A 20520-nucleotide genomic window follows, 5' to 3' on the forward strand; every position below is an offset into this window, starting at 1 on the left:
ACTGACTACTGACTAATTGCTACTTCAATGCGGCGATTGCGCTGCCGATTGGCATCGGAACCATTATCCACCGAAGGGCGACTGTCTCCATAGCCGATCGCCACCCAATGATACTTCTCCCCAAGCACATTAGACAAATAGTTCGCCACCGCCTGAGCTCGCGCAAAAGACAAATTGCGATTATCCACCGCTTCCCCCACATTATCAGTGTGTCCAGAAACCTGCACCGTCGCCCCCTGGTAATTGCGCAAATCCGCCACCAAATTATCTAAAATCGCATTGGTTCCCACGCGCAAGGAAATACTGCCAGTATCAAACAAAACATCGCTAGGCAATGTCACCATCAGCGCTTCCCCTGCAAACACGGGATGATTATCGCTTGGTTGCGCCTCCGTCACAGGCTGTGGAGTTGCAGTCGCGCCAATGGCGGGTAAAGCCGGAGTAGGCGTTGAGGCTGTTTCCGGTGATGCTAATTCCCGTGACATCAACTGCAATCGCTTTTCCAAGGTTTCCGTCGGGCGACTGCTACCCAACTGGCTTTCCAAAGCAGCCGTGCGCCCGATGAGGGCGTTCAACTCTCCCTGTAACTGTCTCAAATCTGACTGCAACTTCTGTTTGGCGGCGGGATTGAGTTGCGACTGCGGGCTCGGCGTAGTGGTTGGTGTTGGTAGCACCGGAATTTGCTTGGCTCGTGGGCGTTTCGCACCGGGGGTCAAATTTTGAGTTAGACGCAGGAATCTCTCGGCTAGGGGCATTTCCGTGGCGCTAGATGGGTAAATTTGGGCGATCGACATTCCCAAAACCCAGGCAAAACCGCCGCCTACCCCCAGCAGTAACAGTCGAAAAATCAGCGATAGTACGAAAACACCTTTCCCCCGCGACTTGGGGACGCGAGTTGGGGGAATTGAAGGTTTTTGATTAAAAGATGCCGTCATGGCTCCTCCCTCTCGGTACACTTACGATATCAATTTTGATACTATCATTCGATTTTAGGTTTAAGATTTGAGATTGGAGATGAAAACATAAACAATCATTCCTGTGGAGTAGGGGTTAGGCATACAGGGTGCATCTGTGTTTTACAAATATATTCGTAGGGGCGAAGGACGGGGCTTCAGACCCAGTTTCTTGGTGAGATTTTAAATCTGACGATTTTAGATGTGAAATCTGTTAGATAATGCAATATAACTTTTGGAAAAAACTCCATGAACGACCCTTTAAATAGCCCTTATCCCGTTCCTTGGGAATGGATCACCACTACTCATGCTAAAGTTAGCTCGACTATGGGTTCTGGCGTCCGCTACTATCGCAGTCCTTCCCTAGTTTCGGTTAATGGTGAATACGCGGCTTACAGTCGCATTGAGTTACAAGTGCAGCCGGAATTATTCCAGTGTCGAGTTAGTAGTGTCATGTTTGTGGAAAATCTGAAAACGGGGGAACTGCAAACCGTGGCTGCTGCTTCGCCACTGGCTGAAAGCGGGTTTTACGCTACTGACGAAACTGATATGTCTGGGACGATCGCCATTTTAGTACCAGTTGGTTGGAATCAAACAGGTTCCCGCCTCCTCGCCCGCGAATTTGAAGCCATTTTCTGTTCTTCGGATATGTCTGACTACGCTGTCATCTGGGACAAAAATGATAATTATACCTATACTGTTGCTCCCGCTCGCAGTCTTTACACTCATGCTGTATTGTTGGGTTGGAGTCAAGTTTGTCCAGGACAAGTTTTGTTCCGCGCTGGCAATTTGGGGGAGGGAACTTGGCCTCTTTGTGCCGTTGATACGACCGGCCAAACCGTAGCTGTCAACGACGATAGAGCCCTAGTTTTCGGCACTCAAACCAGCACCGACTGGATCGAACCAAAAACTCGTTTTTAGATATTATTTTATGACAGTATCTGTTTTTGCCTTGTCTAAAACTCTTCTCCTGTCAGGTCAATTTGTCAACAGGTTATTTTTCGGAATTGGGTTGATAATTTTGACGGTAATTTTTTCGTTAACCGCTTTTATTTTTATGATGATTTTCATCAAGTGGTTGCAGGCGAATTTCCAAAAATACCGACAAGATTTAAGGCTGCCATTCAGAAAAAATATCAGCCATGACGCGGTTAATATATTTGAAGAAAACAGCAATGTGCCGCCATTGCAACCTGGGGAAAATCTCTACAAAAATTCCCCAGCCATCGCCCATTTATATCAGCCCATCGCTCTTTGGTATGGACGTTTAATTTTGCCATCAAAGGAACAACGGCAACCCTACGGTTCAGTATTTTTTGAAGTTTTCCATGCACCGAAAAAGTATCAAAAATTTATCGGTAAAATAGTTAATTTAAAATGGAGTACCAATCGCGAAGTTCAATTTTTTGTCCACGCTGTCACCCAAGATATTAACTTCACCAAACAGGTGGAAAATAGTAAAAAAGCGGGCAACATCCATCCAGATAGATTGAACGGATTAGCCAATGTCGGCCCTTTAGAAACTCTGGCAGGTAGTAGACTAGAAGACAACGTGACAGTGATGCTGCGACGTCCAGCGATCGCTACTCATTATAGCAGCAGCGATCGCTATGAACTCACCATCGAGCGCGAACCAGTACAAATTATCGGACGTTGGTGCGCCCTCATCTCAATTCTCCAACGAAACAAACCCAACAGCGACAAATTTATTGTCCGCCATTTTAACAAAAAATCTCAACAGTTTGATGGCCCCGCCGAAATCATTCGGATTCCCCAAGTCAAGCCAGACAAAAATGGCGTAGCGAGGTCTACAAATCACCAGATCGAAAAATCCCCATTAAATCCCGAAGGCTGGTACATTTACGGCGAAAAAGGTCCCGACAATATTTTTGTTGTCCAAGCAATCGAACCCCGAAAAATCACCAAACTAATCCCAGATGAAACACATTTTGGACTGCCCAAATCTCTGGATTATTTAAACAGCAAAAATTGGCAAAATACACGCCAGCAAAAAGGGCAAGCTAAGATAGTATTATTATCGTCGTCAAACGAAGCAGAAAACGCTCGTACTTCCCCTTGGCAAGAAGGAGATATGGGTATCGTGATTCACTGTTTCGGCGGTATCGGTGGCAAAAAAGCCGAATTCGCCCCCCTGGGAATTGTCACGGGACATTTTGCTTTTGGCATAGCCAAAGTTGTGCGCGATCGATTTACCAATGAATTACGTTTTGACATAGAATACAAACAAGTGTACGCCCACAATCCCGACGGAATTATCGCCGGTGCGAGCAAATGGCAAAGTTATATGGGAGACTTGGCAAGAGGTTGGTTGGGCGATCGCCCAGTTTGCGATATCATTTGTAAATTAGATTGCGTGTGTCTTGACTACCACTTCGACAGCATCCAATTGTCACCTTTAGACGAATTAAACCAGCAATTAGATATCATGATGGCGCGTTATCGCAGCGGAGACGGTACCGGGGCGAGTTTAGTCACCCCTGCAACTTCCTGCGTGCAAGATTCCAGTCAAGCAATTTACGCTACCATCAAAAAAATCACTGCCGAAGTAGAATCAAATCCTCAGATTCAAGACTGGCTAAAAACCCATCCCACCGACGTACAAACTCAAAGATTTCAAGAATTAGTAGCCTTAGGCAAAAGTTTAGAAAAAATCTTAATTCCCCTGGGCATTGTCCGTCCTGATTGGCGCAAAAATGCTAGATTAGTGGGAATTCATGCTCACCATAAAAAAAGTCACTTCAGGAGTATAACTAATCCACTAAAAGCTGCGATTAGTTACCGAACCATGTTACCCAGACGCACCCAAGATGAACTTGCCAAAATATTATTAAAACAAGCATCATTCCTGTGGATAATTAGGACAAATCAAGTCGGTGGCTTTGATGCTAATATTGAGCCTGTCCCACCGACAAGGATTTAAATATTTGAGATTATAGCAAGTCTATTTAAAATCTTTTTATCCAATCTTCACCGATGCGAACTGTCAAGTCCGAATCGATTTCACCAGTAGAAGCTGCCTCAATTTTACCATCGCCTAATGCTTTTTGAAGCATATTTGCTCCCTCTAAATCACCTTGCTGGACAATAATTTGGCTTTGAAGTTGCTTGTCTGCCCAATCCGGGGCTACCGATACATTAGAAAAGCCTTTTTTTCGGAGAAATGCTGCCACATTTTTAGCTGTTTTAGGTTTACTATTGGCATTTTGGAGGGCAATTTTGAGGTTTTTGAGTGAAGCAGAATCGCCCGGATTGCGAAATCGCCCTTGGGTGAAATCCGATGCGCCTTGCTTGAAATATTGTGTCATAATGCGATCGCGCCCCGTCTTATCTAAAATCCAATAACTCCTAGAATCTCCTTCGGCTGAACTAGAACGCCCTGGCAACATCACCATTTTAAAATTATCTGGTTCTAATTGCCAACTAAAATTTGCAAGGGTCAATATTTCCTGAAAGTTTAAATTAGTATGGACATATTTTTGCATCACTCGAATAATTTGTGGTATTTGGGGTAATACCGCTGGACTTCCGAGACGATTTCGCATCGCTTGAATCAAAGATTGCTGACGTCCAATGCGGCCGATATCTCCCAAACCGTCATGGCGAAATCGAGCAAATTGCTCTGCTTGTTCTCCGTTGAGAGTTTGCCAGCCCTGTGCTAATTTGATGGTTAACTTTTGACTATTATCTTGATAGGACATGGTGTGAGGTACAAATACTTCAACTGGTCCCAATAAATCGACTAATTCCCGCAAGGCATCGGTGTTAACTCGGAGGTATCTATCGATAGTAATATTGTTCAGCATAGTGCTAATTAATCGTAAGGCTAAGGCTGAACCTCCTTTAGCATTGGCTTCGTTAATTTTGCTGAAGCTAATTCCGGGGACTTCGATTTTTGTATCTCGCGGAATCGAAAGTAAATTAATAGATTTATCTCTAGGATCGATGCGGACTAGGAGTATTGTATCGCTGCGCCCGTCAAAGTTTTTCGGGGAGTTTAGCGAAGTTTTGGGTACGCCGTCAACACCCATGATTAAGATATTAATTGGGCGTGAGAGTCGATCGCCTGAAGCAGAGGATGAGATATCGTTGAACCCTGTAGCGTCTAGGAATTTACTCATTATTTGCGGTTCCACGGGGGCTAAGAGTGCGCTAATTGCCGCGATCGCTGCGGAGACTGCTGCTAGGATCGACAGCGCAAATACCCCAAACAGATACAGGGTGTTTTTGGGCTTGTTTCGAGATAGGCGATCGACTGGTTTAAATAAGTTTCTTGTAAACATTGACAAGTTTTTCATTGACTTGTTTTTTAATTATGGTATTTTTTCAGCTTTGCAGTATAATTTCGGCGGTGCTGTGGTAAAATATTTGAACAAAGCTGGACAAAGCCAGCCTTCCATATTTTTCGATTCCCACCGATACCAGTTGCCGCCGTATTCTTCTCTTAACAACAACATTTCTGCTTGATATCCGGGAAAAGGTGTTGCTGAAAATAACAATCGAAAACCTGTTTCGGCATTGGGAATGTCTGCTACAAGCACGTTAATTATTTCGGGTACACCCTGAACAAATTACTTAGGGATTCCCAACACTTAAGACATACAAAAAACCACAGCCCCGATTCGTCATACCGAACACGGTAGAGAATCGGGGCTGGTAGGAAACAACGATCGCAATTTTTAATCCTAATTGCTCTAGCCATGTTACTTTATGTTAAGCAATGACTGACTCTTGAGGGCGGGCAAAAATCATTCTCCCTGCGGTTGTTTGCAGGGCACTGGTAACAACAACTCTGGCTTCAGCACCAACGTAGCTGCTACCAGCTTCCACGACAACCATTGTGCCGTCATCCAAATAGCCAATTCCTTGAGAAGGTTCTTTGCCTTCTTTGCGGATTTTGAGATCGATGGTGTCTCCGGGTAAATAAGTCGGACGGACTGCATGAGTCAAATCATTAATATTCAAAACAGGCAGTTTTTGAACGGTAGCTACTTTCGATAAATTGTAATCGTTGGTGAGCAAAATGCCGTCGATATCTAAAGCAAAACGGACTAATTTGGCATCGACTGTGGCAATATCTTCGTAGTCAGCCGAGTGAATTTGAATCCGTTCTGGATAAGTTTCTTTGATGCGGTTGAGAATATCTAAGCCGCGTCTACCTCGTACTCGTTTTTGGTCGTTGGCGGAATCAGCTATTACTTGCAATTCTTGGAGAACGAATTGGGGGATGATAATTTGACCTTCTAGAAAGCCGGTTTCTAATAGATTTTCAATTCTACCGTCAATAATGCAGCTTGTATCGACAACTTTGGCACTGGCAGGTTTAAAAGTACCCTCAGCCATTAACACTGTGGCGTCTAAGCTTTTGGGGTTGATCAGTCGCAGGAAAGCGCGGCCGTGGGTGTCGGTTAAGCTGACTCCTGTAAAACCGAACATGACGCTACCTAAGACTGCGACTAGAGGTTTGATGAAGCCAAACTCGCGGGGAATTGGTAGCAGGAACAGGGGGGCTAGCATTAAGTTGGCTACTAGGAGTCCGATGATTAAGCCGATCGCCCGTGTCAGCAGCATTTCCACCGGCATATCGCGAAATTGCTTTTCTACCCGTCGGTAGGTAGTTTGAGCCACTAATCCTAGCACGAATCCGATTAATGCCCCAAAGGCTCCCAGTACAGAACTTAAACCTTGTATATTTGTAACTTGTTCCAGCAAGTTAGTGGGTAGGAGTTCGACTCCGTAAAAGCCGATACCTCCCCCTGCGATTATGAATGAGATAATTATGATTGCGTCTAGCATTGTTCGAGGTTAATGAATTTGTTTACATTATATCTTTCCCGTGCCGATAGTTTTTTCTGGCTTTCGGACGGATATCGCTATATTTACTGATTAATTTTCATAAACTTATTTTTCGCGGTTGTCACTTTTGGGGGATGTGCGATCGCCCTGTAGGCCATGAGTCGCCGGCGATCGCATCTACCAAATTCCTCGATGGGGGCAGATGTGGCGGTAGCTTCGGGAATTACTGCTACTCAAAACAGTTTGTGCTTAAACTGAAATAGGCGATCGCCCCATTCTCATTGAGTTAACAAACTGTCATAAAATACATAATTATTATTGACAATTTAATTAAAATTCAAGATGAGAAATAGTAATTTTTAGGTGAGATTGAATGAAATTTACCACAGATTATTTAACATTTGAACGGGACAAAGGGGCGCAAAGGGCAAATTATGGGATTCCCAGTTCGGCTTACCTGCACATACCTTTTTGTCGTCGCCGCTGTTATTACTGCGATTTTCCGGTGTTTGTAGTGGGCGATCGCAAAAATGGCGATAATTCCGGCACAATCGTGCAATACGTAGAGGTACTATGTCAAGAAATTCAGAAAACGCCCAATAAAGGGTCAGCCCTGAACACAGTTTTTTTTGGTGGCGGTACACCTTCGCTGCTGTCAGTGAGACAATTAACTACTATTTTAGAAACTCTCGACAGCCAATTTGGGATTGCTGCTGAGGCGGAAATTTCTATAGAAATAGACCCAGGTACCTTTACTTTAGAACAGTTGCGGGGATATGTAGCAGCGGGAGTTAATCGAGTTAGTTTGGGTTCCCAAGCTTTTCAGGATGAATTGTTGCAAGCTTGCGGGCGATCGCACTCTGTCGCTGATATTTTTGCATCAGTAGAAATAATTCGAGCAGCAGGTATAGTCAATTTCAGTTTAGACCTGATATCGGGACTGCCGCACCAAACTGCTTCTGAGTGGGAAGCTTCCCTGAGAGCCGCCGTAGCAATTTCCCCCACTCACCTGTCGAGTTACGACTTAATTATTGAGCCCGTCACAGCTTTCGGCCGCTATTTTCAAGCAGGGGAACAACCCTTGCCTGCGGATGAAACCGCTGCTCAAATGTACCGTTTAGCGCGAGAAATTCTCACCGGTTCTGGATACGAACATTACGAGATTTCTAATTATGCTCGGCCCGGTTATCAGTGTCGTCACAACCGGGTTTATTGGGAAAATCGCCCTTATTACGGTTTGGGAATGGGGGCGGCGAGTTATGTGGAGGGAGTGCGATGGACTAGACCTCGCAAAACTCAAGAATATTATGAATGGGTGCGATCGATTTCTCCGATCGATTCCCAGGATGATGCTGACTCGACAATTAAGCAAAATTTCCCCCTGTCAGAAAATGAAGTTTTGTTAGAAACCTTAATGCTGGGTTTGCGTTTAGCAGAAGGGCTGAGTTTGTCAGATTTAGCTGATAAGTTCGGTCAAAAAACCGTTGAGAAAATTTGGCAGTCTTTGCAACCGTACTCGCGGCAAGGGTGGGTGGAAATTGTGGCTTCTGATGGGGCGATTCCCGACGGAATAACTTCGCTTCACCCAACTTTAAATCAGGGCGAACTGCTACGGCTGTCCGGGAATTTGAGGTTAAGCGATCCGGAAGGTTTTTTATTTTCCAATACTATTTTGGCTACTTTATTTAACAAGTTATAGGAAAATATAACCCTTCTCCGATCGGGCGCTCAGGGACAGAGCGCCTAAGTCCTAGAACCTAGGGAATTGTACGGGAGCTAGCCGAAGTATAGGGCATTAGTCATTACTGTCGATCCGCCGATTAAATCGATCCCTATGCTTTTAATCTAAAAAAGGAAGTTGTTTAGATAGCTCCCTGACCCAGAATAAATAATAAGTAAGCCTTAAGATAGACGCAGGGTATTAAATTGTGCTGTCATACTTGAAAGTAATGATTTAAAAAGTAATTTGATGAGCACTCTACTTCTAGACCGCCAGAAAATTGTAAACAAGCCCAACATTGTAACGGCGGAACGCGATTGCAATTCAATTTCTAAATGTACTTTTTGCCATCACTATGAAATGCAAACAGGTTCCTTTGGTCAGTGCCAATTGTTGAGCGCACCTGTTATGGGTGCATGGGAATCTTGTTCTTTAGGTACGCCTGTCTTTGCACAAGATTGAGAGTAAATTAAGAAGTTTAAAGACAAATTAAACCGTTGAAATACCTAGGGAAATAACATAATTATTGCCATTTAAAAAAAATTGTGTTAGTTTGGTAAGTGTCAACTTTTTGATTAAATCACCTCCTGACAAAAACAGCAACTTAAGAACATGAATTTAACAATTAACTCCGTAAATTCCGATCCCTCTGTAAAGATTCTGTGTTGGTATATCAATACTACTAACAAGATTCAAATTGCTCGGATTACCAATATTCCTGATTGGTATTTTGAGCGCACGGTATTTCCGGGAGAACGTTTGTTGTTTGAAGCACCACAGCACGCTGAGTTGGAAGTTTCCCGGAGTACGGAGAGTGGTGCAATTGTGTGCGATCGCATTGGGTGCGATCGACTACAGGTTGAAGAAGTAAGTACACTTGATTAAAAATCATTGCCAAAAGCCAGTGACACAGGCCCAAAAGCCTGTGAAATCAGTCTGGCCCAGGCAAGATGGCTGTCAATTACTCCATTCAAGAACAGGCAATAGGCCTGTTCCACTTTTAATTAAAAAAAATTAAAAATACCAATAGCTAAACTATAAAACTAATCCTATTTAATATTAAAACCCTATGTCCCTCACCGAAAAAATCCTCTCCCAAGTACCGGGAGACGCCCTTGGAGGCCTGCGAAAGGTCGATCGACTCTGGGAAAACCTCAAACAAAACACCGCACCCACACCCCAAGCCGTCGAGTACAGCCCACAACCCCTCGAAACCATAAACTTCGACATAGTTATCAGCGGCGCAACCCTAGGAATACTAATCGGTACAGCCCTAGCCCTGCAAGGCTGGCGAGTTGCCTTACTCGAACGTGGCATCCTGCGAGGGCGCGATCAAGAATGGAACATTTCCCGCAAAGAATTAGACGTATTCTTAAAACTAAATTTACTATCCCTTGAAGAAATAGAAAAAGCCATTGCTACCGAATATAATCCAGCCCGCATCAGCTTTCCCGATACCCCAGACATTTGGGTGCGGGACGTACTCAACATTGGAATCGACCCAGTTTACCTCCTCGAAACCCTCAAACAGCGCTTTCTCCAAGCCGGAGGTAAACTATTTGAAAATACACCATTTAAAAAAGCAACCATTCACCCAAATGGAGTTGTCATAGAATCTACCAGTACAGATGCGCAAGCAGCCCCAAATTTATTTAAAACCAGATTATTAATAGACGCAATGGGGCATTTTTCACCCATTGTGCGACAAGCCAGACAAGGCAAAAAACCCGATGCCGTCTGTTTAGTAGTCGGTAGTTGCGCTAAAGGATTCCCCAAAAATGACACCGGCGACTTATTTGCATCCTTCACCCCAATGCAAAATCAGTGCCAATATTTTTGGGAAGCATTTCCCGCGCGAGACGGGCGCACCACTTACCTATTTACTTACCTAGATGCCGACACAGAAAGATTCAGTTTAGAAACATTATTTGAAGAATATCTGCGCTTGCTTCCCCAATATCAAAAGGTCGAACTTCACCAGCTTAAATTTCAAAGAGCACTCTATGGATTTTTCCCTTGCTATCGCCAAAGTCCTCTCAAAACCCCTTGGAATCGAATTCTCCCCGTCGGAGATAGCAGCGGCAGTCAATCTCCCCTCAGCTTTGGTGGTTTCGGCGCCATGGTGCGTCATCTTCAGCGCTTAACTCTAGGAATTCATGAAGCTTTGACAAGCGACAGTCTCAGTCAAAATTCCCTAGCACTTTTGCAGCCCTATCAGCCAAATCTATCTGTCACCTGGTTGTTTCAGCGTTCCATGAGTGCGGCGATGAATCAGAAAATCGCCCCCAATCAAATTAATCAACTTTTGTCTAGTGTGTTTCAGGTAATGGAAGAGTTGGGGGAACCTGTACTCAAACCATTTCTTCAGGATATCGTGCTGTTTCCGGCTTTGTCAAAAACGCTGTTTAAAACTGCAATTAGTCATCCTGGATTAGTGATGAAAATCATCCCGCAGGTGGGAATACCTAATTTGTTGGATTGGATGGTTCATTATGTAAATTTAGGGATTTATACGGGATTGCAGCCTTTGGCTAAAGCTGTAGAACCGCAGGTGAAGCAGTTGTCACCGCAGCAGCAATATTATTTTCACCGATTAATTGAAGCCTGGGAATACGGCGCTGGGGGCGATTATTAACTGATAAAAAAACAGGCAAGATGCCTGTTCTACAAGACACATATATAGCCTTTCTCAGTTAGGTGGGTAATGGGTAATGGGTAATGGGTAATGGGGCACTTGGGCTCCAGCGTTGTCGAAGTATGGGGCATGGGGAACCCCCCCCTGCCCATTGGTGTCAACTTAAGGCTGAAATTCTTGATAAATGTCGCTTTCACCCCAGTCTAGATCCCCCTAAATCCCCCTTAAGAAGGGGGACTTTGAGAAGATTCCTGTCCCCCCCTTGGGAAGGGGGGCTAGGGGGGATCTGGCGTTAATAGTCAAACAGCAGTCTCTGACTGAGTTTGAGCTTAAGTTGACACCTATGCCCCCTGCCCCCCCCTAGGGGGGATGGGTATAGGGCATTACCAATTACCAATTACCAATTACCTCATCTTTCTAAGAAAGGCTATATAGCGGTTCTCAAAAAAGTGAGGTATGCCCTATGCCCTATGCCCTATGCCCTATGCCCTATGCCCTATGCCCTATGCCCTATGCCCATGAGTACCTCATCTTTCTAAGAAAGGCTATATATAAGTTGTGAGTTATTACGGTGCTATAACTATTAAAGCTTTAGGAATAACTCGAAATTTCGCAGGAGTATGAGTTGTGATTTCACCATCGGTATTGATCGCAAGACGTTTGGTAGTATACACCTCAATTTCTTCAGATTCCAAGGTGCGAACATTAGACCAAATAGCATGATTGCCTTGCCTCATGGCAGGAAGTAAAGCGATTATTTCCCACAAATTATTTGTTTCCAAACTGTACAAATCTAGTCGCCGATCGTCTATGGTTGCATCTTCCGCAATCGTCATGCCACCGCCATAGTAGCGACCGTTACCAATCGCAATTTGAATAGTTCTTACATAAAAAATTTGGTTATTTGTATGAATTTCCGCTCTAAAGATTCGGGATTTCCAAATTACTTGCAACGCAGTAAAAGCATAGGCTAAAATACCCCAACGCTGCTTGACTTCTTTCGTCAGTCGTTCGGTAATTTGCACGCTCAATCCCAAACTCGCTACATTAAAAAAATGCTGGCCGTTCACCCAACCTAAGTCTATGCGCCGGACTTTGCCGCTGGCAATTACTTGACAAGCTGCTGATAAAGAGGTAGGAATTCCGAGAGTGCGAGCTAAGTCATTGGCAGTTCCCATGGGCAAAATACCCAAGGGCAACTGAGTGTCAATTAAACCTTCGATGGCTGCATTGAGAGTGCCGTCTCCACCGCCGACTATGACTAATTCCACCAAATTTTGGTAGGATTTTATGATTGCTGAAAGTTCGTGAGGATCGGTGCTAGACTCTACAATTAACTCAAAACCTAGTGCTTGCAATTGGGCAGTTGCTTGAGAGAATAGATTTTTCCCTTTTCGGGAGTGCTGGTTTATTAACAGTAGAGCTTTTTTCATTTTTTTCATTGTTATTGGTTATTGGTTATTGGTTATTGGTTATAATAATAAAGGTCAACTATCAACTGCCCACTGCCCATTATCAACTGCCCACGGCCAACTGCCCACGGCTAACTAATAAGTGGATAAAATTGATGCTCTGTTTGTATGTTACCAGTGAGGATGGATTGACCAAACTGTCAAAGAATGTGTAATTGTAGCAAAAGATAGTTGAGAAGTATTTGGTATTCTTAGCTAGCGTTCATCTACCTCCCTCCTTAAAAAAGCTCAACTAAAATTATGTCTAATATTTTAGAACAAGCGCAAGCCGCTGCCGATCGCCAAAACTGGTCTGAACTTGTCCAATGCTTGCAACAACTGCCACTCAAGGGACACCGGGCGCTGGAAACACAAAATTTAGACAAGGCCGTAAGTTTGGCCATAGAAGTCTTAGAATGGGGCGATTTTCAAGATCGATGGGATATTGCGAAAATATTGCCCAATCTGGGAACTGGGGCGATCGCACCCTTAATTGATATACTAGAAAACGAAGACGCAGATACCGAACAGCAGTGGTTCGCCACCCGCATCCTCGGAAAGTTCGATCGCCCGGAAGTGATTGAAACTTTAGCAAAATTAGTCAAAAATTCCGACGAAGAATTGAGTCAAATCGCAGCGGAAACCCTGGGGAATTTAGGGCCAACAGCAGTCGCATCCCTAGCAGCTCTGTTATCCCAAGCAGACTCCCGACAGTTTGCAACAGAAGCACTGGCTCAAATTCGCCACACTGAAACCATCGTACCGCTGTTGAGTGTAGTCGGAGATTCCGAAGTTGCAGTGCGGTTGGCGGCGATCGAGGCGCTTAGCACCTTTCACGACTCGCGGATTGGGCCGGTATTGATAGCAGCACTCACAGATTCAGCCACAGCAGTCAGAAAAGAAGCCGTGCGATCCCTAGGAGTTCGTTCGTACCTAGATGCAGAATTCGATTTAGTTAATTTGCTGAAACCTTTGTTGTGGGATATCCGTTTGGAAGTTTGTTACCAAGCTGTGATGGCTCTGGGACGGCTGAAAACTGATGTAGCGGCGGCGGCTTTATTTGAATTATTGCGATCGGTAACAACTCCGGTGGAATTGCAAATTGAAACTGTTCGGGCTTTAAGCTGGATGGAAACGATCGCCGCTTGGGAATATTTGCAACAAGCGCTAACCGGAGGATTTATTAACATTAATTATGCTGTTTGTCAAGAAATTATTACGGTGTTGGGGCGTCTGTCAACGCCGGAATTAAAAGGCAAAACTGCTGAGATTCTGATCGATTTTCTCGAAAGTAGTCATGCCGCAGCCCAGCAGGTGGAAGTCCAACAAGCTTTAGCTTTAGCTTTAGGTCAATTAGGAGATTTCAGGGCGCTAGATTGTTTGATTCAACTGTTGGCTAACCCAGATACCAGAATCAGGCTCCACAGTTTATCAGCGCTCAAACAGCTAGGTGAGGCTCAGGTGAAGCAGAAATTAGAAAGTTTACTGAAAGAAGATAATTTGGAACTGGGGTTGAGAAAGGGAATTGCGATCGCATTGCAAGAATGGTAGCAGCATCAATCAAAAAACAGAATACCGATATCCCCGACTTATTGAAGAAGTCGGGGATATACTTTGGTATCGTCCTGTATTCATCTCTCTTCTCTTCTGGAGACTTTGCGGCCAGAGCGGTTTAATCATTTCCAAACAACCGTAAACAATATTAAAGAATCCTTTGCCGAACTTTCTTCGGCTAGATCATCCATGTTCTTTGTGAATTTGCGATATCGCACTTGTCACCCGCTCTAAATCTTTATCAGTTAAATTAGAACCAGAAGGTAAACAAAGCCCATACTCAAATAACTCTTGGGCTACCGCACCGCCGATACATTCACAATCAGCAAAAACAGGCTGTAAATGTAAAGGTTTCCAAACCGGACGCGCTTCTATTTTCTCTTGGGCGAGGGCGAGACGAACCTGTTCTCTATCTGCACCAAAAGCGGCTGGATCGATTGTCAAACAAGTCAGCCAGCGAGTAGCTTTGCCAAAAGCTGCTTCCGGCATAAATTCGATTCCCGGCAAGTTTCCTAAAGCTTGTTTGTAAACTTCAAAATTGTGCCTTCTCGCCTGTACTCGCTCTTCCAAAACCTGCAATTGTCCCCGACCAATTCCCGCTAAAATATTGCTAAGACGGTAATTGTAGCCAATTTCTGAGTGTTGGTAATGAGGAGCGGGATCGCGGGCTTGGGTTGCCAAGAAACGAGCTTTTTCTATTAATTTTTGGTCATCTGAAACTAACATTCCGCCGCCGGAAGTGGTGATAATTTTGTTACCATTGAATGAGAAAATGCCGATTTTACCAAAGCTTCCAGGCGATCGACCTTTGTAGCTAGCCCCTAGAGATTCGGCTGCATCTTCTATGAGCGGAATTTCATAAGCATTGCAAGCTGCTAGAATTGGGTCGATGTCGCAACTTTGACCGTAGAGGTGTACGATGACAACAGCTTTGGGTAATTTACCAATTTTTGCTCGTTTGTCAAGGGCTTCTCGGAACAAGTTGGGGTCTAGATTCCAAGAAGTGCGATCGCTATCAATAAAAACAGGTTTTGCACCAAGATAAGTAATCGGGCTAGCAGTCGCAATAAAAGTCAAAGTCGAGCAAAAAACCTCATCTCCCGCACCGACACCAATTAATTTGAGGGCTAAATGCAAAGCTGCGGTACCCGAAGTAACAGCCGCCGCGTGTTTAGCGCCAACTACTTCGCAGAATTCTTGCTCGAAAGCGTCTACATGGGGACCGACGGGGGCGATCCAGTTGGTGTCAAAGGCTTCTTTGACGAACTCCTGTTCGAGGGAACCCATGTGAGGTGTTGATAGCAGAATTTGTTTTTTCACTATGTAAAATAAACTGTAAGTAATGTTTCCAATTACCACTTTGGGCTATTTCAACCCGGAAGCAATAATTTTTCGCAGACTAAGTATACAGCACTTTTAATCTGCTGGTTGCTAATGGCTTCCACCACAGGGATACAAGCCAAATTCATCAGTTATTGACTTACTCAAAAATACCAATCTATACTTAAAAATCTTTTTAATGAGAGAGCCAATATCTTTCATCAAAGTTGTGTTGATAATCTGTGACGTTATTTGTTTGTTGGCTAAAATATTTTCACCATTTTCAATGGTGTAAACAGCTCCTACAAAGGGTAAAGGTTGGATATTGGCACCTGGTAACACATTAAAGCTATGAGCATACAAGTCAGGATTTTCAAAAAGCAGCTTATGCAAACCATACTTAATAATCACCGAGGTGCCTGTGGTCTGATTAAAAGTTTTAGTGTTCATGTAAAGAATTTTACTGTTTTCTCGATAGATGTATCCTTTTCTGAAGACCCAACCATCACCATCCTCGTGTCTATGGACATACTCAGCTAGTTTTTTACTAACACAATCATCACAATCTACCACCATAATATGTGAAGGCTGAAATTGTTGACTAAATTCTATTCCCGTTAAAATTTTTCTGGCTTTGTCTGCATTTTTCATGACTATTTCTTTGCTATGCAAAGCATAGTCATAACCCTTCAGTCGTTCCGGTTCGGTATCTTTGTAAATAGGTACGGGAAAATCTACTTCAACATAGTAAATATGAGGATGTTGAAACTGAATATTCGGTTTCTCGTTACAAACCACAACTACTCGGAAATTAAGTGATGTTTGGTTACAAGCAGACTTAACGCATCGTTCCACTAATTTCGAGAGGATTTCCCAGGAATTTGTAATTTCCTTACTCTTGACAGGCATAATAAAGACAAGCATGAACATTTCTCCTAGTATTTCATTCTCGTAAAATATAACTAATGAGTGGGTAAAAATACACCCATTTGGGCAGCTACTCGCTCAATATCGTTGTAGGAATAACGATGATCTGTGGGAATTATCAAGAGTCGATTGGATAAATCGAAAGCCAGGGCATCCTTACCAGATACTAGGTCCGGCGGTTGTGGCCAATGAACTGGGGCAAAAATATTTTCGCCTATCAAAAATCGGCGCAGTTCTTGTCGAATTTGATGATTTTTACACAGGATAATGCTGTTAAAAGGTACTGCACCTGGTTTCCACTCAGTACAAAGGGGTTGCCAATAGTCATTTTTATTGTTCAATACCCAATCTAAAAATTTTCTGATGTTGGCTTCTCGCCGTTGCCTCATTTCGTCAATTTTTAAACTTAACAGGATAGTTTTTGTCAGGGTAGAAATGGCGCGATCGCCATCATTAATCAGATGTTCCTCACCTTGGGTTTGCAGGATTCGATAGCTATCTTTGGAAATATCCGCACCCATCAAATATGCTCGTTTTAGTAGCATAGCGGTGAGTTTTTGGGAAGCAGCGGGTGATTCTTCTGATTGAGAAGGTCGAGGGAGTTCCATTTTTTCCCCAGACCAAACCATCCCTCCGTCGGGAATGGGCAGTGTTTTTCGCAGGGATGCCATCGCGTAGTGAGCGGTAGTCTGCTGCGCCCAAAGGGAGAAGGGATCGTGGCTGTGGTCTTCAATTAGGATAATATCTTCCTGTTGAGTTAGCCAATCTTGCCAAGCTTTCCCTTCTTTCACCCCAAACAAATTAACTGCCAACACCAAATCACCGGCTAAGGGGCGAAGCGTGTTAAAGTCTGGTGTTGGTTCTGTAGGCAAATCTCGATACCAACACAGCTCGAAAACTCTACTCATTTTCTGTGCCACTTCCATGCAGAAGTAGGTTGGCAAATGCAGCCTCAATCGAGATCCATCGCCTTTTAACAAACGTTGTATAGACAATAAAACGCCTGTCCCCGTGGCAAATAGTTCATATTTTTCTGGAAATAGATTTGCCGATGATGATGGTGCTAAAGCATCATCCGACCAATGGAATTCTGAGCCGAATTCCCATCTTTCTGTCAGTGATTCTAATTCCTTATTCATTACCTTTAAACTCTTCGCTTGTAGCATGATTTGCTTGGCTGATTTCTTTTTGTCCCAATACTTGACCTACTGTTAGCCAAAGTATTTTCAAATCCAGCCACAGACTCCAATTATCGACATACCAAACGTCGAGCCTAAATTTCTCTGACCAATTTGCATCTAGTAGTCGGCGACCGTTCACTTGCGCCCACCCAGTGATACCGGGCATAACTTCGTGGCGGCGTGCTTGTTCAGGGCTGTAGCGTTCTAGATATCTTACTAACAAGGGGCGAGGGCCAACCAAACTCATATCCCCTTTGAGAACATTCCAGAGTTGAGGAAGTTCGTCTAAGCTGGTGCGACGCAAAAATTCACCGATCGCGGTTAATCTTTGTTCATCGGGGAGTAAGTTTCCTTCCCCATCACAATCGCTGGTCATGGTGCGAAATTTGTAGAAGCTAAAAATGCGACCGTCTTTACCGGGGCGGGGTTGGGTAAAAACAATCGGTTGGCCCATACGCATATAAATGGCGATCGCCACAATTAGTATCGCGGGAGAGAAAGCCAACAGGGCGATCGCAGCAACTAATCTATCTAATACCCACTTAACTAATTTGGCAAATTTGGTGATTGGCGATTGGTGATTATTCATTTTCCCTGACCGATTATGTATTTTTACAGAAACAGTAAATCATTCCTTTGTTCTTGAACTGTCCAATTGTCAAATTCTACTTGGCTGTAACTTTTCTTGTTTTCCATCATACAATTATCCTAATCCGTTCGAGCGATAGGCCGGGAAAAAATTGGTATTCAGTAGCTTTTCTACCTCAATGTTCAGATATTTTGCACGTAATTTAACTAAATGAAGATATTTTTCTTCATCTGTAATTAAGCGGAGGGTGAAAAAAGTTTGTCTTTCCTTAGAAAAGCCAGCCTTAAATTGATAGAGACTATCTTTTGTACCACCCACACCACCACCTAGATGCAAAACTTGATGACCCCGTTCCTTAGCCCAGAATCGAACATAATCTAACATTAGAGTAGTGGGTGCTTGTTTCAAAAAGCTTGACTTCGTACCACTTAGGTGAAATTGAACGATACCACAGCATTCAGTAAACAAACCACCACAGGTAATTTCCCCATGCAATTCTACCATACATAAATGCAATTTGTCTCCTAATACCTCGCTCATTTTTGCAAAATAGTCTAGTCCAAAATAATATGATTTTGACGCTCCCACCCGATCCATTGTCTCTTCATAGACCGCGTTAAACTCATTAATATATTCCTCTATCGGAACCATTTTAGCCGAAAATCCTTCGCGTTTGCGTTTATTTATTTTATTCCGATGATCTCCTCTAGTTTGATGCCATATTTCACTTGGTTCAAGTTCTAAGTTTACAGAAACTGTTTCTCCATTAACGGTAAATAAGTCATCATTTGTCATTTTATTAATGTCCTGGTTCAGGATAGGATGCAGTCGCAAAAAAGCCGAACAAACATTTCTATCCCGCCAGGTTTTTGTTAATTCATCCATTGCTAAATTTAAAAAATCATGGTTCGTAGTTGCGAATTGATTCAACAAAAATCCGGGATAACCATAGGGCGATATGACATCAAAAATTTCAACTGTATCTGCCAATAAATCATGGCAATCTCGCCACAAATAAGGCAAGAAAAATATTTTTTCGCCATCGGCAATCAAAATAGCTTCTGCCTTAGCGTGGGTTCTTGTTGCTTCTAAATCTACGTACTCAGGCAAATGATAAAAATCATGGGGGATTAGTTCGAGAGTCTTTAGCCACAAGGGATCGCTTGAATTGATAATTTGTATTTTCATGTTTTTCGGAAATCTTTAATTGATTGATTGAGAGAGAGCATTTCTCCTAAATTATCGGATTCCGTATAGAGATTCATAGAGTTCAATAATCGGTTTTTCGGCATAAGCCATCATCTGTTTTCTTGCTCCTTTACCCATTGTCTTAGCTGACTCTGGATGCTCTAAAATCCAGGCTATTGCCTGGGTTAATGCCTGAATATCACCCACTTTTACTAAGATACCGTTGCCATTTTGCAACAGATCGCGAGTCCCTCGAATCTCAGTCCCAATCACAGGAATTTCTGCACATAAAGATTCCATGACACAATTAGGAAGACCTTCTTGGGACGATGCCAAGATTGTCGCCACAGATGCCCGCAGCAAAATCGGAATATCGGAACGTAAGCCCAAAAAATGCACCTGATTTTGGAGTCCTAAGTTTGATGCTAATTGTTGCATTTCCTCAAACAGAATTCCATTACCGGCGAAGGCTAAATGCACTTCGGTACGTCCTAACTGGGCAAAAGCCCTAATAATATCTTCTGGTCTTTTGCGGTGTATGAATTCTCCCACAGACAAAAATAAAGGATTTTCCGGTGTCAGTCCCAACTCTTGACGCACCCGTATTACCTCTGTTTCAGGAATATTACTGGGATTAAAGCGTTCCACATTTAAACCAGTTCCGGGGATATAATGAACGCGATCGGGGGCGATGAGTCCATAGCGTTTCGCAGCTTCCTCATCTTCGCGATTAACAACAACTAACTCATCAGTCCACAAACCTGCTAATTTTTCTAGAGTCAAGAAAATCGCATTGCGGTGAGGAGAACCTCCTCGATAAAAGTGAAAACCTTGGGCTGTATAAATGATTTTGACTTTACCTTGCTTGCGTAAATTCTTGAGGCTATAGCGAGCGACAAAAGCGGCTACAGGTGTAGAAACATTGACCAAATCATAAGATTCTTCAGCCCACACTTTTTGGATTTGTTGGGGCGCGATCGTTAAGTTGCGGGGATCTAAGGGATTTCTTGACCATTCGACATCCCAAACGCGATCGAATGCTTTTAGATGTTTGGGACTCTGGGACACCCGATCGGCCATCCCATCCACTTGCCACCCCTGAGCACGCAATTTAGCAGCAATGGGTAAAAAGAAATTCAGGGTTTCTGGGATAGTTGTCACTACTAACAGTTTTTTCATTATTTTTGT

The 20520-nt window shown here is 43.5% G+C and carries 17 protein-coding genes; 6 read left to right on the top strand and 11 right to left on the bottom strand.

Annotation, left to right across the window (positions count from 1 at the left end):
• Positions 1–5: 5 nt before the first annotated feature.
• Complete coding sequence (locus tag AAFP11_RS07210) at positions 6–935, bottom strand: OmpA family protein (RefSeq protein WP_341736413.1); 930 nt, start codon at positions 933–935, stop codon at positions 6–8.
• A gap of 267 nt (positions 936–1202) precedes the next feature.
• Here AAFP11_RS07210 and AAFP11_RS07215 point away from each other — a divergent pair, with 267 nt between their 5' ends.
• Together AAFP11_RS07215 and AAFP11_RS07220 are read left to right on the top strand one after the other, a co-directional pair.
• A complete protein-coding gene (locus tag AAFP11_RS07215) occupies positions 1203–1874 on the top strand; it encodes a hypothetical protein (RefSeq protein ID WP_341736414.1) in 672 nt (223 codons plus the stop codon).
• 10 nt (positions 1875–1884) lie between these two features.
• Positions 1885–3894 carry an abortive infection protein gene (locus AAFP11_RS07220; RefSeq protein WP_341736415.1) on the top strand — a complete coding sequence of 670 codons (2010 nt, stop codon included), beginning with the start codon at positions 1885–1887 and terminating at the stop codon, positions 3892–3894.
• Between the two features lie 25 nt (positions 3895–3919).
• Here the strand turns inward: AAFP11_RS07220 and AAFP11_RS07225 are convergent, their stop codons facing one another.
• The 3 genes from AAFP11_RS07225 to AAFP11_RS07235 all read right to left on the bottom strand — a co-directional run bounded on the left by AAFP11_RS07225 (position 3920) and on the right by AAFP11_RS07235 (position 6767).
• Complete coding sequence (locus tag AAFP11_RS07225; protein ID WP_341736416.1) at positions 3920–5254, bottom strand: LCP family protein; 1335 nt, start codon at positions 5252–5254, stop codon at positions 3920–3922.
• A gap of 30 nt (positions 5255–5284) precedes the next feature.
• Positions 5285–5512: a DUF6717 family protein gene (locus AAFP11_RS07230; protein ID WP_341736417.1), complete on the bottom strand. Its 228-nt coding sequence runs from the start codon at positions 5510–5512 to the stop codon at positions 5285–5287.
• Between the two features lie 172 nt (positions 5513–5684).
• Positions 5685–6767 (bottom strand): PIN/TRAM domain-containing protein, encoded by a 1083-nt coding sequence (locus AAFP11_RS07235; RefSeq protein WP_341736418.1) that lies wholly within the window; start codon positions 6765–6767, stop codon positions 5685–5687.
• A 373-nt stretch (positions 6768–7140) separates the two neighbouring features.
• Here AAFP11_RS07235 and hemW point away from each other — a divergent pair, with 373 nt between their 5' ends.
• From hemW to AAFP11_RS07250, 3 genes are all read left to right on the top strand, one after another.
• Positions 7141–8466: a radical SAM family heme chaperone HemW gene (hemW, locus tag AAFP11_RS07240; protein ID WP_341736419.1), complete on the top strand. Its 1326-nt coding sequence runs from the start codon at positions 7141–7143 to the stop codon at positions 8464–8466.
• A 633-nt stretch (positions 8467–9099) separates the two neighbouring features.
• Complete coding sequence (locus AAFP11_RS07245) at positions 9100–9372, top strand: DUF1830 domain-containing protein (RefSeq protein ID WP_341732804.1); 273 nt, start codon at positions 9100–9102, stop codon at positions 9370–9372.
• Between the two features lie 184 nt (positions 9373–9556).
• Positions 9557–11122, top strand: coding sequence for an FAD-dependent oxidoreductase (locus AAFP11_RS07250; protein ID WP_341736420.1), 1566 nt, complete (start codon positions 9557–9559; stop codon positions 11120–11122).
• Between the two features lie 566 nt (positions 11123–11688).
• On the opposite strand, the gene AAFP11_RS07255 is transcribed toward AAFP11_RS07250, so the two are convergent.
• Positions 11689–12555 carry a lipid kinase gene (locus AAFP11_RS07255; protein ID WP_341736421.1) on the bottom strand — a complete coding sequence of 289 codons (867 nt, stop codon included), beginning with the start codon at positions 12553–12555 and terminating at the stop codon, positions 11689–11691.
• Between the two features lie 279 nt (positions 12556–12834).
• On the opposite strand from AAFP11_RS07255, the gene AAFP11_RS07260 reads away from it, so the two are divergent.
• Positions 12835–14124 carry a HEAT repeat domain-containing protein gene (locus AAFP11_RS07260; protein ID WP_341736422.1) on the top strand — a complete coding sequence of 430 codons (1290 nt, stop codon included), beginning with the start codon at positions 12835–12837 and terminating at the stop codon, positions 14122–14124.
• Positions 14125–14310: 186 nt separating this feature from the next.
• Here the strand turns inward: AAFP11_RS07260 and AAFP11_RS07265 are convergent, their stop codons facing one another.
• The 6 genes from AAFP11_RS07265 to AAFP11_RS07290 form a co-directional block, all read right to left on the bottom strand.
• Positions 14311–15486, bottom strand: coding sequence for a DegT/DnrJ/EryC1/StrS family aminotransferase (locus tag AAFP11_RS07265; RefSeq protein WP_341736423.1), 1176 nt, complete (start codon positions 15484–15486; stop codon positions 14311–14313).
• A gap of 72 nt (positions 15487–15558) precedes the next feature.
• Positions 15559–16371, bottom strand: coding sequence for a glycosyltransferase family 2 protein (locus tag AAFP11_RS07270; protein WP_341736424.1), 813 nt, complete (start codon positions 16369–16371; stop codon positions 15559–15561).
• Positions 16372–16409: 38 nt separating this feature from the next.
• A complete protein-coding gene (locus AAFP11_RS07275) occupies positions 16410–17513 on the bottom strand; it encodes a DegT/DnrJ/EryC1/StrS aminotransferase family protein (RefSeq protein WP_341736425.1) in 1104 nt (367 codons plus the stop codon).
• Positions 17506–18144: a sugar transferase gene (locus AAFP11_RS07280; RefSeq protein ID WP_341736426.1), complete on the bottom strand. Its 639-nt coding sequence runs from the start codon at positions 18142–18144 to the stop codon at positions 17506–17508. Before AAFP11_RS07280 ends, AAFP11_RS07275 begins: the two co-directional genes overlap by 8 nt.
• Positions 18145–18258: 114 nt before the next feature.
• Positions 18259–19332, bottom strand: coding sequence for a FemAB family protein (locus tag AAFP11_RS07285; protein WP_341736427.1), 1074 nt, complete (start codon positions 19330–19332; stop codon positions 18259–18261).
• A 51-nt stretch (positions 19333–19383) separates the two neighbouring features.
• On the bottom strand, positions 19384–20511 hold the full coding sequence (locus AAFP11_RS07290) for a glycosyltransferase (protein WP_341736428.1): 1128 nt from the start codon (positions 20509–20511) through the stop codon (positions 19384–19386).
• Between the last annotated feature and the right edge of the window lie 9 nt (positions 20512–20520).

The organism is Microcoleus sp. CAWBG640 (assembly GCF_020883015.1).
In the GTDB taxonomy this organism is placed as follows: domain Bacteria; phylum Cyanobacteriota; class Cyanobacteriia; order Cyanobacteriales; family Microcoleaceae; genus Microcoleus; species Microcoleus anatoxicus.